This is a genomic window from Nocardioides sp. R-C-SC26, assembly GCF_021246465.1.
Classification (GTDB): domain Bacteria; phylum Actinomycetota; class Actinomycetes; order Propionibacteriales; family Nocardioidaceae; genus Nocardioides.
Map to the genome: position 1 here is coordinate 203312 of NZ_JAHRHK010000004.1, position 13689 is coordinate 217000.

General features: G+C 67.4%; 12 protein-coding genes and 1 pseudogene. 7 read left to right on the plus strand and 6 right to left on the minus strand.

Annotated features, from left to right (window positions below; translation table 11 throughout):
• Positions 1-2: 2 nt before the first annotated feature.
• Together lipA and KSO97_RS05710 are read left to right on the plus strand one after the other, a co-directional pair.
• Positions 3-962 carry a lipoyl synthase gene (gene lipA / locus KSO97_RS05705; RefSeq protein ID WP_232677051.1) on the plus strand — a complete coding sequence of 320 codons (960 nt, stop codon included), beginning with the start codon at positions 3-5 and terminating at the stop codon, positions 960-962.
• 109 nt (positions 963-1071) lie between these two features.
• Positions 1072-1755: a DUF4191 domain-containing protein gene (locus KSO97_RS05710; protein ID WP_232677052.1), complete on the plus strand. Its 684-nt coding sequence runs from the start codon at positions 1072-1074 to the stop codon at positions 1753-1755.
• A gap of 441 nt (positions 1756-2196) precedes the next feature.
• Here the strand turns inward: KSO97_RS05710 and KSO97_RS05715 are convergent, their stop codons facing one another.
• Entirely contained in the window at positions 2197-2976 is a 780-nt protein-coding gene (locus KSO97_RS05715; protein ID WP_232677053.1) for a hypothetical protein, read from the minus strand.
• A 24-nt stretch (positions 2977-3000) separates the two neighbouring features.
• Positions 3001-3441 carry an RDD family protein gene (locus KSO97_RS05720; protein ID WP_232677054.1) on the minus strand — a complete coding sequence of 147 codons (441 nt, stop codon included), beginning with the start codon at positions 3439-3441 and terminating at the stop codon, positions 3001-3003.
• Between the two features lie 187 nt (positions 3442-3628).
• On the opposite strand from KSO97_RS05720, the gene glnA reads away from it, so the two are divergent.
• Positions 3629-5050 (plus strand): type I glutamate--ammonia ligase, encoded by a 1422-nt coding sequence (gene glnA, locus KSO97_RS05725; RefSeq protein WP_232677056.1) that lies wholly within the window; start codon positions 3629-3631, stop codon positions 5048-5050.
• Positions 5051-5138: 88 nt separating this feature from the next.
• Here the strand turns inward: glnA and KSO97_RS05730 are convergent, their stop codons facing one another.
• Positions 5139-5723: a TetR/AcrR family transcriptional regulator gene (locus tag KSO97_RS05730; protein ID WP_232677058.1), complete on the minus strand. Its 585-nt coding sequence runs from the start codon at positions 5721-5723 to the stop codon at positions 5139-5141.
• 83 nt (positions 5724-5806) lie between these two features.
• Here KSO97_RS05730 and KSO97_RS05735 point away from each other — a divergent pair, with 83 nt between their 5' ends.
• A complete protein-coding gene (locus KSO97_RS05735; RefSeq protein ID WP_232677059.1) occupies positions 5807-8071 on the plus strand; it encodes an MMPL family transporter in 2265 nt (754 codons plus the stop codon).
• Positions 8068-8472, plus strand: a complete 405-nt coding sequence (locus KSO97_RS05740; RefSeq protein ID WP_232677061.1) for a DUF3817 domain-containing protein — start codon at positions 8068-8070, stop codon at positions 8470-8472. The genes KSO97_RS05735 and KSO97_RS05740 overlap by 4 nt, the downstream gene beginning before the upstream one ends.
• Positions 8473-8800: 328 nt before the next feature.
• Here the strand turns inward: KSO97_RS05740 and KSO97_RS18440 are convergent.
• Both KSO97_RS18440 and KSO97_RS05745 read right to left on the minus strand, forming a co-directional pair.
• Positions 8801-8911: pseudogene (locus tag KSO97_RS18440) on the minus strand (YetF domain-containing protein); the annotation flags it as partial.
• 391 nt (positions 8912-9302) lie between these two features.
• Positions 9303-9923: a TetR/AcrR family transcriptional regulator gene (locus KSO97_RS05745; RefSeq protein ID WP_232677062.1), complete on the minus strand. Its 621-nt coding sequence runs from the start codon at positions 9921-9923 to the stop codon at positions 9303-9305.
• Positions 9924-9985: 62 nt separating this feature from the next.
• Between KSO97_RS05745 and KSO97_RS05750 the strand changes: the two genes are divergently transcribed.
• Positions 9986-11185: an NADH:flavin oxidoreductase gene (locus tag KSO97_RS05750; protein WP_232677064.1), complete on the plus strand. Its 1200-nt coding sequence runs from the start codon at positions 9986-9988 to the stop codon at positions 11183-11185.
• A 1195-nt stretch (positions 11186-12380) separates the two neighbouring features.
• Here the strand turns inward: KSO97_RS05750 and KSO97_RS05755 are convergent.
• Entirely contained in the window at positions 12381-12593 is a 213-nt protein-coding gene (locus KSO97_RS05755; protein WP_232677066.1) for a DUF2945 domain-containing protein, read from the minus strand.
• A 169-nt stretch (positions 12594-12762) separates the two neighbouring features.
• Between KSO97_RS05755 and KSO97_RS05760 the strand changes: the two genes are divergently transcribed.
• On the plus strand, positions 12763-13674 hold the full coding sequence (locus KSO97_RS05760) for a PASTA domain-containing protein (RefSeq protein WP_232677067.1): 912 nt from the start codon (positions 12763-12765) through the stop codon (positions 13672-13674).
• Positions 13675-13689 lie beyond the last annotated feature (15 nt).

Below are 13689 nucleotides of genomic sequence, written 5' to 3' on the forward strand. Positions count from 1 at the left end.
AAGTGAGCACCACCCCCGAGTCCCCCGCCACACCGACCTCGGAGGGCCGCAAGCTCCTCCGGCTCGAGGTCCGCAACGCCGAGACCCCGATCGAGCGCAAACCGTCGTGGATCAAGACGCGGGCGAAGATGGGACCGGAGTACACCGCGCTGCAGTCGCTGGTGAAGTCCGAGGGCCTCCACACCGTGTGCCAGGAGGCCGGCTGCCCCAACATCTTCGAGTGCTGGGAGGACCGCGAGGCCACGTTCCTCATCGGCGGCGACCAGTGCACCCGACGGTGCGACTTCTGCCAGATCGACACCGGCAAGCCCGCCGACCTCGACCGCGACGAGCCGCGCCGGGTCGCCGAATCCGTGCAGACCATGCAGCTGCGTTACGCCACGATCACCGGCGTCGCCCGCGACGACCTGCCCGACGGCGGGGCGTGGCTCTACGCCGAGACCGTGCGCGCCATCCACGAGCTCAATCCCGACACGGGCGTGGAGAACCTGATCCCCGACTTCAACGGCCGCCCCGAGCTACTCGCCGAGGTCTTCGAGTCGCGCCCGGAGGTGCTGGCGCACAACGTGGAGACGGTGCCGCGGATCTTCAAGCGGATCCGCCCGGCCTTCCGCTACGACCGTTCGCTCGGCGTCCTGACGGCGGCACGGGAGTTCGGGCTGGTCACCAAGTCGAACCTGATCCTGGGGATGGGCGAGACCCGCGAGGAGGTCTCGCAGGCGCTGCGCGACCTGCACGAGGCCGGGTGCGAGCTCGTCACGATCACCCAGTACCTGCGGCCCTCGGTGCGCCACCACCCCGTCGAGCGGTGGGTCAAGCCGGAGGAGTTCGTCGAGCTGGCCGCGGAGGCGGAGGAGATCGGCTTCGCCGGCGTCCTGTCCGGCCCGCTGGTTCGTTCGTCCTACCGCGCCGGTCGCCTGTACCGTCAGGCGATGGACGCCCGCCAGGGCGCTCCGGCCTGACGTCTCGCCGTCCTCGACGGCAGGACGCGCCGCACTCCCGAGATCACCCTCCCGAACAAAGGGCACGCACCACCCCATGTCGCAGAACGCGCCGCTTGACCCCGCGAAGATGAGCCGCCGCCGGCAGATCATCGAGACCTACAAGATGTCGAGGGAGGTCGACCGGACACTCGGCCTCTGGCTGCTCGGCTCGTTCCTGATCTTCGGCGGCATCGGCTTCGCACTCTTCTGGGCGCTGCCGCCCAGCGGTGGCACGTTCTCGCTGATCATGTCGATCATCGGCGCCCTGCTGTTCGGCTCGCTCGGCGCGATGATCGTGTTCGGACGCCGTGCCCAGCGCGCGGCGTACAACCGGCTCGAGGGCCAGGTCGGCGCGGGCGCCCGCGCCCTCACGATGCTGCGCCGCGGCTGGAAGCTCGACGAGGTCGTCGGCTTCACCAAGCAGCAGGACATGGTGCACCGCGTGGTCGGCCCTCCGGGCATCGTGCTCGTCGGCGAGGGCAACCCGCACCGTCTCCGCCCGCTGATGACCAGCGAGCGCAAGAAGCACGAGCGCGTCGCCTCCGAGACGCCCATCCACGAGATCTTCGTCGGCAACGACGAGGGTCAGGTGCCGCTGCCCAAGCTGGTGCGCCACGTGCAGAAGCTCGGCCGCCAGGTGAAGCCCGCCGAGATCACCGACGTCCTCCAGCGCCTCAAGGCGCTCGACGCCCAGCGCCCCAAGGTGCCGCTCCCCCGCGGCCCGGTGCCGACGTCGATGAAGGGCATGCGCCAGAACATGAAGGGCCGCTGACCCACACCCACCGCCCGGTCATCGAGCGGCGCGGTCATCGAGCGCCCCGGTCATCGAGCGGCCCGGTCATCGAGCGGCCCGGTCATCGAGCGGCCCGGTCATCGAGCGGCCCGGTCATCGAGCGCCCCGGTCATCGAGCGCCCCGGTCATCGAGCGCCCCGGTCATCGAGCGCCCCGGTCATCGAGCGCCCCGGTCATCGAGCGCCCCGGTCATCGAGCGCCCCGGTCATCGAGCGCCCCGGTCATCGAGCTTGTCGAGATGCCCCACCGGTGGTCGAGGAGGTCGCGCCAGCGACCGTCACGAGACCCCGCGACCCGAACGCCCACCCCGGCCGACCGGGGTTTCGAGACGGCCTCGTCCCTCGGCCTCCTCAACCACCGCGCCACCACCGGTGGTCGAGGAGGTCGCGCCAGCGACGGTCACGAGACCGCGCGACGGAGTCAGTTCTTCGCGCCGGGGCTCTTCTCGATCTGGTTCTTCGACGGCGCCTTCACCGCGCTCGGCTTGCCCCAGTCGAAGTACTTCACCGTGACCTTGCCGCTCTCCTCGCCGAGGTCGAGCGAGACCTGGCGCAGCAGGCCGTCGCCCAGGTAGACGTCGAGCAGGATCGTGCTGGGCACCTCCGGGGATGCCTCGTCGCTGGCGCCGTCGCTGCCCTCGGAGTTGGTGATCTTGGGGCCGTCGAGCAGCACGCGGTAGTGCTCGAACGTCTCGCCGTCGACCTCGTCGAGGCCGAGGTCGCTGGCCTCGATGACGGCGTCGCCGAACGCGTCGAGCAGGCCCGCCGGGTCGAGCCCGCCGCTGCTCAGCCCGCTCTCGCCGAGCGGGGTGCTGAGGTAGCCGCCCTTGGGCGTCTTCACGAACAGGGTCTGGTCGATCATGACCAGCTCCTGCGACTGACCGGTGTTGTCGTCGGTGAGGGTGAGGTCGGTGGCCGGCGGCTCGGTGCTGAAGTCCATGACGCCCTCTGCCGACGTCCCCGCGCCGCCTTCGGCGGTCATCGTGAAGCGTGCGGTGGTGGCGTTCTCCAGCGCGGCGCCGTAGACGTCGACGAAGTCCGCGGTGCTGATCGGGTCGCCCCCGAGGTCGGCGGCGCTGTCGCCCTTGCCGCCGTCCTCGTCGTCACCGCTGCAGCCGGTGAGCACCAGGGCGGCGGCCAGGGTGCCGGCGATCGCCGCCGCGCGGACGCGGGCGAGGGGGGAACGTCGGGCAGTACGCATGGAGGGAGCCTTTCGAGGGAGCGGTCAGCGCCCGAGCAGCGCGCGGAAGGTGGCGACCCGCACGGTCGCCGTGCCGATCATGAGGTCGTGCAGGCCCCGGCCGTCGGGACGGAACACCAGCGGCGGAATCACCAGGGCGACGAGCACCTGGCGGCCCAGCAGCGTCAGCGGGTTGAGCGGGCGGAGCCGCCCGTCGGCGGGGATGGTGCGCAGGCCGACGACGAGCTTGCCGAAGGAGCCGGCGAGCAGCCAGGTGAACAGGGCCGACTCGAGCACGAAGACCGGGAGCACGGCGAACTGGGAGGTGCTGCCCGGCGCGGAGTAGTCGGCCCAGCCGACGAAGACGACCACGACGAAGGTCGAGGCGGCCCAGTCGATGAAGAGCGCGGCGATGCGGCGGAACCACGACGCCGTCTCGAAGGGCAGGGCGTCGCGGAGGGCGGGGCCGTGGCGCGCGTCACTCACGGGGGCGAGCGTAACGAGCCGCTGCACAGCTCGGACCTCGGACCAGCTGTTACACGCCTGAAACAAACCCGATACGGTCGAGAAACTGCCCGTTCGTACGTTCGAGCGACCGGTGGTGCACCTCGTGCCGCCGTTTCCTACCCGAGTTGTGACGGCTCCGCCGTCTGGCGGAAGCCAAGGAGGACGAATGTTCCAGAACAGCGATGAGCTGCTCGCCTACATCAAGAACGAGGGCGTCGAGATGGTCGACGTCCGCTTCTGTGACCTGCCCGGCATCATGCAGCACTTCACCGTTCCGGTCTCGTCCTTCGACGAGTCCGTCTTCGAGGACGGCCTCGGCTTCGACGGCTCCTCGATCCGCGGCTTCCAGGCGATCAACGAGTCGGACATGTCGCTGTTCCCGGACCCGACGACGGCCTACATCGACCCGTTCCGCAAGGCCAAGACGCTCAACATCAACTTCTTCATCCACGACCCGATCACGGGCGAGCCGTACTCGCGCGACCCGCGCAACATCGCGAAGAAGGCGCTGGCCTACCTGGGCACCACCGGCATCGCGGACACCGCGTTCTTCGCGCCCGAGGCGGAGTTCTACATCTTCGACAAGGTGCGGTACTCCACCGGCGTCAACGAGGGCTACTACCACATCGACTCGGTCGAGGGCTGGTGGAACTCGGGCAAGGACGACGACGTCAACCTCGGCTACAAGACCCGCCTCAAGGGCGGCTACTTCCCCGTCGAGCCCTACGACCACTACAGCGACCTGCGCGCCGACATGGTCAAGAACCTGGAGGCCGTGGGCCTGCAGGTCGAGCGCGCCCACCACGAGGTCGGCACCGCGGGCCAGGCGGAGATCAACTACCGCTTCGACACGCTGCTGCGCGCGGCCGACGACGTGATGAAGTTCAAGTACATCATCAAGAACACCGCCTGGGAGCAGGGCAAGTCGGTCACCTTCATGCCGAAGCCCATCTTCGGTGACAACGGCTCGGGCATGCACGTGCACCAGTCGCTGTGGAAGGACGGCTCGCCGCTGTTCTACGACGAGTCCGGCTACGGCGGCCTCTCCGACATGGCGCGCTGGTACATCGGCGGCATCCTCAAGCACGCGCCGTCGCTGCTGGCCTTCACCAACCCGACGGTGAACTCCTTCCACCGTCTGGTGCCGGGCTACGAGGCCCCGATCTCGCTGGTGTACTCCTCGCGCAACCGCTCGGCGTCGGTGCGTATCCCGATCACGGGCGCGAACCCGAAGGCCAAGCGCATCGAGACCCGCTTCCCCGACCCGTCGGCGAACCCCTACCTGGCCTTCTCGGCCCTGATGCTCGCCGGCCTCGACGGCGTCAAGAACAAGATCGAGCCGGCCGCGCCGATCGACAAGGACATCTACGAGCTCCCGCCGGACGAGATGGCCGAGATCGCCCAGGTGCCGACCTCGCTGGGCGCCGTCCTCGAGGCTCTCGAGGACGACCACGACTACCTGACCCAGGGCGACGTCTTCACGCCGGACCTGATCGAGACGTGGATCGACTACAAGCGCACCCATGAGATCGCACCCGTGCAGCTGCGTCCGCACCCGCACGAGTTCGAGCTGTACTACGACATCTAGTCACTTGTGCACGTAGAGATCGGACTCGTTCTGGACGTGAGCTGCGTTGGTCTCAAGAGCCTCTAGGTAGGGAGGCGCCCAGCCGGGCTCAGGTCGTCTCGGTGTGCACCAGACGTCGGGTGGCATTCACGGCGAACCTCGACACTTCCCCGGCCGACGCCCCGGAGTCGATCTGGCGGATCGAGGAGTCCACGAGTGCTTGGATCACCGAGACGGTGAGCTCCGGCTGTTCGACCCCGAGATCGGCAACCGCGTCGACGAGTGCCTCGTTGAGCGACACGTGCAGCGAGCGCACGCGTTCTCTGGCCGACTCGGACAGAGATCCGCGGGACAGCGATGTCCGCCACCCGTGCGTGCTTGACGCCGCTTGCTCCAGGTTGGCCCGGACATAGGCGACGACGCGCTCCTCGGGGACGGACTCGGTGTCGATCGCGGCTTCCACGCCAGCGACCCAAGAGGGGAACTCGCGGGTGACGACCAGCTCCAACAGATCGTCGATGGAGCTGAAGTAGCGGTAGATGCTGTTGCGGGCGATTCCGGCGCGTGCCGCGACCGCGCCTGCGGTCACTGCCTCCACACCCTGCTCGGCGAGGATCGACTCGGCGGCGTCGATCAAGCTTTCCAGGCGTTGTGCGCGGTGGGCGCGTACGGTGGCCGCCTCGATCTTGGGCATCGATCCGCCTCACTCACCGGGATTTCGGCAGTCAATCTAGCCCAGCGCTAGTCGAAGATGCATGGGTGCTACCGTCTCCCCGGTTGGAGACACCCCTGTCGCTATCTGGTGAGGCTTCCGTGACGACTCGCATCATCCACTTTCTGTTCCGGTCGAAGAAGCGCGCCGTCGGGATCGTCGTCCTGTGGCTGCTGATCGTGGGGGTGCTGACTCAGCTCGCGCCAACGCTGGCGTCGGTGGAGGACAACGAGTCGGCCAACCTGCCACCGGCGGCGTCTGACTCGATGAGGGCACGCGACCTGATCCGCCAGGCTTCGCCCACGCCGGGAGCCCTCCCGGCGATCGTCGTGGTCCACGGACAGGATGACACCCCGCAGATGGAGATCACCTCGGCGGTCTCGCGCATCACCGAGACGCTTGCCGGTCCTGACCGTCCCGCCCGGGTGCCCGCTGAGGGCATCGTGTCGACAGCGACCGTGCCGCAGGCCGCGGACCAGCTGGTCTCGCCTGATGGCAGCACGCAGCTGATCATCGTGCCCATCACCGGGAACCCGTCGGACGAGAACTTCCGAGCCGCAGTGGATGACGTGCGCCGGCTTGCAGCCGACCAAGCCGGGCAGACGAAGGTCGCCGTTACCGGACCTGCCGGCATCGCCACCGACACCGTCAAGGTATTCAGCAGCGGCGACATGACACTGCTGCTGGCCACCGTGCTTCTCGTCCTGGTGCTGCTGCTGCTGATCTACCGCTCGCCGTTGATGGCGCTGGTCCCCCTGCTGGCCGCGGGGATCGCCATGCGGGTCGCAGAGGCACTCGGTGCCATGCTGGCCGACGCGGGCCTGATCACCGTCAGCTCCCAAACGGCGTCGATCATGACGGTTCTGCTGTTCGGGGTGGGCACCGACTACGCCCTGATCATCACCGCCCGCTACCGCGAAGCCCTCCGCGAGGAGTCTGACCGGCCGCACGCCATGCAGACCGCACTGCGCGAGGTAGGCGAGACGATCGTGGCCAGCGCCTCCACCGTCGTGCTCGCCATGATGGCGCTGTTGGTGGCGGTGTCCCCCTCGCTGCGCGGCTTCGGCCCCTACCTGGCGCTCGGCGTAGCAGTGATGGCGCTGGTCGCCTTCACGTTCATCCCGGCCCTGGTCCTCATCTTCGGCCGTGCGGTCTTCTGGCCCAGCAGCGAGCGCAAGGCCGCCGACCGCAGCCAAGGGGGCGTGATCTGGCAACGCGTCGCCTCGGTGGTTCACCAAGCACCGGCCAAGGTCGCCGCCGGGTTGCTCCTCCTGCTGGTGGTGATGAGCGCCGGACTGCTCAACTACCAGGAGACGTTCAACTCCCTCAGCGGATTCCGCACCGACACCGAGTCGGCCCGAGGCCAGGCGTTGATCGCTGACCAGTTCGGTCCCGGACGACTCGCCCCCGCAACGGTCGTCGTAGGGACAGACAAGGACCTCCGCAACGACCCAGCAACAAAGGACATCGAAAGCGCACTGGCCAACGAGACTGACGTGGATCACCTGGCCGGTCCCCCGACCTTCAGCGAGGACGGACAGACCGCATTCTTCGACGTCGTCCTCGACAAGGACCCTTATAGCGCCGCTGCTCTCGATGCTATGGAGCCCCTGGAGAGCACCGCACGCACCGCAGCCGCCGACGCGGGAATTAAGAACGTCACCGTGCTGGTAGGCGGGGAGACAGCCGAGACAGCCGACATCCGCGACGCACTCAACCGGGACACGATCTACATCGTTGTCCTGGTCCTGCTCATCGTCACCGCCGTCCTGATCCTGCTCCTGCGGTCACTGCTGGCGCCGCTTTACCTCGTCGCGACGCTGGTGCTGTCCTTCCTGGCCACGATGGGAGCAACCGTTTTCTTCACCATCACGGTGCTCGGCGATGAGGGCATCGGAAACCGGGTAACCGCGTATGTCTTCATCTTCCTGGTCGCCCTGGGGGTTGACTACAACATCTTCATCATGAGCAGGTTCCGGCGCGAGATCCGCGGAGCGATGCCATCGACCGCGTTGCGCACGGCACTGCTCCGAACCGGCGGAGTGGTCTCCTCAGCCGGCCTGATCCTCGCCGCGACGTTCTCAGTGCTCATGACCCAGCCCATTCGCGAGCTGTTCCAATTCGGCTTCGCGATGGCGTTCGGAATCCTGCTCGACACCTTCCTGATCCGACCGCTCCTCGTGCCCGCCATCGTCCGCCTCCTCGGCAACCGCGCGCTCTGGCCGACCACGTTGCCCCACCCCGAGACCGCCACCGCGGCCGGCCTCCCCGTCGCTACCACCTCCAGCTCGACCTCGACCTCGACCGCTACCTCAAGGGAGCCTTCATGACCCACACACTTGCCAAGCACACGGTGACACCCACCCTGCTTCGTGCCTTCTCGTGGGTGGCGATCATCGAAGCATGCACCTGGATCGGTCTGCTGGCCGGGATGTACCTGAAGTACGTCACCCAGACCACCGAACTCGGCGTCCGCATCTTCGGCAGCCTGCACGGCGCCGCCTTCATCGCCTACGTGGTATTGACCGTGTTGGTCGCCCGACGCCAACGGTGGCCGATCGTGTGGACCACGCTGCTCGCGCTGGCCGCCTCGATACCGCCGTGCATGACCGCGGTGTTCGACCTCGTGGCCCGTCGCCGCGGAATGTTCGCGCACGCCGAGACTTCACGCACCGCACCTGGCGAGCGATTCGATCCGCACGGCCAGTTAGTGGTCGAGACCGGGCCGTAACGTAGGCCGTCCGGGCACCAGATCAACAACTGCGTGTGTCGGCTTTCGCGGCACACGAGTGAGATCAATGCCCACCGGTGCGTGACAAACCGCCCCGGCCCCCGGGTAAGGGGGCGGGGCGGATGCGCTCGGTCGTGGGACTCGACGCCCTCGACCTTGTCGTGGCGAGTGCGCCACATCCCGGGAGCGTGTGCCTCCGCGTGGTTGCTGACTGCGTCTCACTTGGTCGCCCTCGCCAGCACGATTCCTCCCCGGCGAATGGCACTGGAACCGATTGTGGCGTCGCGGTTCAGCGGTGCAGCGTTCTAGTCGCTCTTGCTCGGTCGCGTCAAGAACGAGAAGAGCCGTCGGGCTCAAGCATCGCCAGTTCGATCTCCTGCACGTCGGTAATGCCGTTGCCCCGCGCGGCCTCGTGGAGGTCGTGGACCGTGATGATCGCGTCGGATGGGTTCCTCGTCCCGAACTTTGTCGTGGACGATCACGGCAGGAGAGCCATCGAAGGCATTCTGAGTCAGAGGAATTGGAACGAAACCCAGGACCTCGCGATGATCAGCAGCATATAAGGGTCGCGACGGCGGTGGAGGCGCTCGCCGCTGAACGAGGTGTCCTCCGACACCACCGGTTCAGCGATCAGGTCACCGATGACGAACAAGATGACCAAATCGAGGCGGACATCGCCGACAGTTCGCGCTTACCCATCACACGAGCACGCCCATCAGGACGGTTAGCCGTCACCCCATAATTTCAGACACTCAGCTGTTCACAAACCCGCGCCATGCGCCACTAGTTCGCGGCCGGCGCCCTGAGCGAGCCGACTCGCGCGGCTCAGCTCAGCCACGTGTAGCGCGCAAAGGGTCTTCCAGCGACAGACCCGTGAGGAGCCCGCGCGCCAAGGCAACGGCGTCAGAGCTTCGCACCTCCTGGTGGGCCAGGACGCGGAACACGATCAAACCTATGATTGCGTCGACCGTGATGCGTCGTTCGGCCGAGTCCAGCGTCAGACCGGGCGCACCGGCCAGTCGGGCTAACGCCCCGTCCTGAATGGGACCGCTGAACTTCTCGTGCAGCTTGCGCGAGATCTCTGGATTGTCCGTTGCGGCGGCCGTGAGCATGCGCAGGGTGGCTGCACCGCGGGCCGAGCCAAGCGCGGCGGCGAGGTCGCCCGCCCATGCGCTGACATCTGCGCTGACGTCACCCGTTTGGGGCGGCGACGTCGGCACCAGGTCATCCCGGTCGAGCAGGGCATCTGCGACCAGGACCGCGCGGGTGGGCCACCAGCGGTAGATCGTCTGCTTACCAACGCCGGCGCGGGCGGCAACGCCCTCAATGCTGAACTGGTCGAGCCCGTTCTCGTGGAGCAGCTCGTTGGCGGCCCGCAAGATGGCCAGTCGGGCCCGCTCGCTGCGCCGCCGCGGACGGGCGTCCTCGGGAAGGGATGCGGCTGTGTTCACGGGAAGCACAATACCGCTGACGAGACGAGACGGACCGTCTCGCTTGCTGTTAAGGTCTGGGCATGATTCCTGACGTCTTCGCTCCCGCGACGCTCGGGCCGGTGCAGCTTCGCAACCGTACGATCAAGGCCGCAACCTTCGAGGGTCGCACCCCTCGTGGCCTGGTGACCGACGAACTGATCGACTATCACCTGGCTCCCGCCCGCGGGGGCGTCGGTCTAGTCACCGTGGCGTACCTGGCCGTGGCGCCCGAGGGGCGAACCCACCGCGAGGTCATCCTTGTCAGTGACGAGTCGGCTCCGGGCCTGGCACGGCTGACTGAGGCGATCCACGAGACCGGGGCGAAAATCTCCGGCCAGCTCGGCCACGCCGGACCCGTCGCCAACGGTCGCTCCAATGGTGCACACGCCCTGGCCGCTTCGCGGATGCCGTCTCCACTGAGCATGCAGATGATTCGTTCGTGCAGCGAGGCCGACATCACGCGGATCACGAAGGACTACGCCCGCACCGCGCGGATCATGAAGGCCGCCGGGTTCGACGTCCTCGAGATCCACATGGCCCACAGCTACCTGCTGTCGTCTTTCCTCGCCAAGGGCCAGAACCGACGCAAGGACCGGTGGAACGGGTCGTTGCAGAACCGAGCGCGGTTCGCCCGCCAGGTTGCCCGCGCGGTGCGCGAAGAGGTCGGCGACACGGTTGCGGTCACAGCGAAGATCGGGATGAGCGACGGCTCCCCGGTGGGGTTCACGATGCCGGAGAGCATCGAGTTCGCGCAGATGCTCGAGTCCGACGGCACCCTGGATGCCCTTGAGCTCAGCGCCGGTAGCTCGCTGCTGAACCCGATGTATTTGTTCCGCGGGGACGTCCCACTCAAGGAGTTCGCGGCAACGATGCCGCCCGTCATGCGGGTGGGCATGAAGTCTCCGGTCGGCAAGCGGTTCTTCAAGTCTTACCCGTTCGAGGAAGCCTTCCTCCGCGACAAGGCCCTGGCCTTCCGTGAGGCTGTCTCGATGCCACTGATCATGCTGGGTGGCATCAACGACAAGTCCACGATGGATCGCGCCATGGCCGAGGGGTTCGAGTTCGTGGCCATGGCTCGCGCACTCCTGCGCGAACCCGACCTGATCAACCGGATGCAGACCGGAGAGACAACCCGCGGATCCTGTAGCCACTGCAACCTCTGCATGACCAAGGCTGCCGCCACCTCCGACAAGATCGGCGACAACCGCACCCGATGCGTCGAGGTGCTCCAGATCGATTGATGTCGACTTCGCCTCACGCGCGCACGACTCCGAGTGCGGCCTCGCTGGACCAGCACTCATGAACGGACAAACGAAGGATGCCTGCATGCGCACCTTGCACGGTCGCGATGCCGTCATCACAGGAGCCGTGGAGGCTTTGGCCGCGAGGTTGCCCTCGGGCTAGCCCGCCGCAGAGCGGCGATCGCCGCGGTCGATCTCCGCGCAGAAGGCGACCTACCTCACTGGCATGCTCACCACGGTGGTCATTTGATTGCCCCAGCGGAAAGCGCCTGGCTGATGTCAGCCACTCGCTCTGGATCCTATTTGGACTGGTCGTTTGCGCGGCCGCCGGCGCCCTACTGGTCCGGCATGCTCCAGTCGTTGTGCCCCTGAATCAATCGTCGACCGTCCTGACGGTACTGGCCGTCGCAGTTGTGCGGTTCCGACCGAGCGTCGTGTGCTGCTCCCCCTGAGCGGAGTGAACAGCAGCTCCGCGCCGTCGGCGTCCGACCGTCTCTCCATAGCGGGCATGAGGCGAATGTCCCGCACGGCGCCACGGTCGAGAGCTGCCGGCGCAGCCTAGTAGTCCTGGGCAGCGCGAGCGCTCTCGGCCGACGCGAACTCGATCAGGGGCGTGCTTCACGGATCGGTGACGTCTAATCTGCGTCAATGCGTGTCGGCACTGGAAGGATGGGCACCATGCCGAAGCCGATTCCTCGCGGCAACAGCGGTCACCTCGGCGACAGAGACGTACCTCACCCAGAAGCTGCGCCAGCGCTGAGCGGGCGAAACCCGCCGGCGACCCATTTCGCTTAGATGCGTCCGTATGCACGGGCACCGGTTTCGGCATCATCGGACACTCGACCCGTCGGTTTCAGTGCCCTCTTCCCCGTCACCGGATCGCAGCCATCCACCTATAAAACCGTCGCTCTCTAGGTCAATCTCGGCGGTCTGTTCGCTCCCAGGATCGCTGCCAAGAAGAGCTACGCTGTTACAAGCCCGGTACAAATGTCCGGGGAATCTCGACGTTTGCGCAGGTCATCGTGGGTCAGTCAGTCAGTACTACGACATCTGAGTCGTAGAGAAGTCAAGTGACTGTGGCCCCGGGGGTTCCCCGGGGCCACAGTCATTTCCCCGGCAACTCTCCACGTGCCCCAGCACATCGTTCCGCCGCTAGTGCCGCCACACTCAAGGGACCAACACCATCCGAGCAACGCTATGCCCGGTCAACCTCACTCCGCAGCTTCAGCACGACCGTCCCGTCCTCCTGCTCGATGACGTAGGCCGGGTTGTCGTCGGAGCCGTCGCGGGTGATCTGTTCGCCCTTGGTGGTGCGGGTGACCTTGCTGCGGTGGACCTCGGTGACCTTGCCGGTCGCCGCGCCGTTGCCCCATGACCACGTGACCTCGGTGCCTGTGCGGATCGCCATGGCTTCGACGCTACCCACGGCGGATGAGCTCGATTGCGCCGAAGGGAGAGGTGTCAGCCGGACGCCGATTCTGTGCAAACGGTCACATCGAGAAGGCGTTCCTGTTAGGAACGAGCCCAGCACTCGGGTGCCACTCCCCCACGTTGACGCAACGAAGGATGGACCACCCATGGGTGCACTCAGGTTCGGACCGAATCCGCAAGATCAGACGACGGGCGCCCGAGCGCTCCCCAGCCCGGCGACGATCGCCCTGCGCGCCGTCGCGGCGACGGCGGCGATCGCGATCGTCGTGGCGTTGCTGGTCGCCGTCGTCGGGCAGTCCGCCGGACGGGCCGACGCCGCGGGCGCCGCCATCGCCACGGAGTCGGCGTCGGAGAGCCCGACCCAGACGACGACCGCGACACCGTCGTCCACCCCCACCGCGACACCGACCACCACCCCGACGACGCCCACCACGCCGACGCCGACCGTGGCACCGCCCGTCCCCGTCAAGGTCCCCTCGCTGCGCGGCGACAGTCTCGCGTCAGCAAAGCGGGCCATCGAGCGCGCCGGACTCGTCGTCGGGATGATCGTCAAGGTCGGATCGAACCGCCCCAAGGGGAGCGTCATCCAGCAGGCGCCTCGCCCCGGCGTCCGCGTGGAGCCCGGATCCAAGGTCGCCCTCGCCATCGCCAAGCCGTTCCCGCGGATACCCTCCGTCGTCGGCATGACGAAGGCCGCCGCCGTCCGGGCTCTGGACCGCGCCGGCTACACCGTCCGGATCTGGACCAAGGTCGTGCGCAGCGGACGCGACGGCGTCGTGCTCCAGCAGTCGCCGCGTGGTCGCTCGCGCGTCGAGCCGGGGAAGCGCATCGACCTCACGATCGCCAAGCTGGTCAAGCCGAAGCCCAAGCCTCAGCCCGCGCCGGCACCGCAGCAGAGCTGCACCCCCGGCTACTCCCCCTGCCTGCCGCCCGCCTCCGACTACGACTGCGCCGGCGGCTCGGGCAACGGGCCGAAGTACGTCTACCACCCGGTGCGCGTCACCGGCAGCGACCCGTACCGCCTCGACGCCGACGGCGACGGTTGGGGCTGCGAGTAGATCGTCAGGCCACGC

What these genes read in the sequence shown, in the direction of transcription:
- KSO97_RS05740 (WP_232677061.1), top strand. Translation starts at nt 8,068, where the DNA reads ATGACCCACACACTTGCCAAGCACACGGTGACACCCACCCTGCTTCGT.
- glnA (WP_232677056.1), top strand. Translation starts at nt 3,629, where the DNA reads ATGTTCCAGAACAGCGATGAGCTGCTCGCCTACATCAAGAACGAGGGC.
- KSO97_RS05710 (WP_232677052.1), top strand. Translation starts at nt 1,072, where the DNA reads ATGAGCCGCCGCCGGCAGATCATCGAGACCTACAAGATGTCGAGGGAG.
- KSO97_RS05750 (WP_232677064.1), top strand. Translation starts at nt 9,986, where the DNA reads ATGATTCCTGACGTCTTCGCTCCCGCGACGCTCGGGCCGGTGCAGCTT.
- KSO97_RS05715 (WP_232677053.1), bottom strand. Translation starts at nt 2,976, where the DNA reads ATGCGTACTGCCCGACGTTCCCCCCTCGCCCGCGTCCGCGCGGCGGCG.
- KSO97_RS05730 (WP_232677058.1), bottom strand. Translation starts at nt 5,723, where the DNA reads ATGCCCAAGATCGAGGCGGCCACCGTACGCGCCCACCGCGCACAACGC.
- KSO97_RS05755 (WP_232677066.1), bottom strand. Translation starts at nt 12,593, where the DNA reads ATGGCGATCCGCACAGGCACCGAGGTCACGTGGTCATGGGGCAACGGC.
- KSO97_RS05760 (WP_232677067.1), top strand. Translation starts at nt 12,763, where the DNA reads ATGGGTGCACTCAGGTTCGGACCGAATCCGCAAGATCAGACGACGGGC.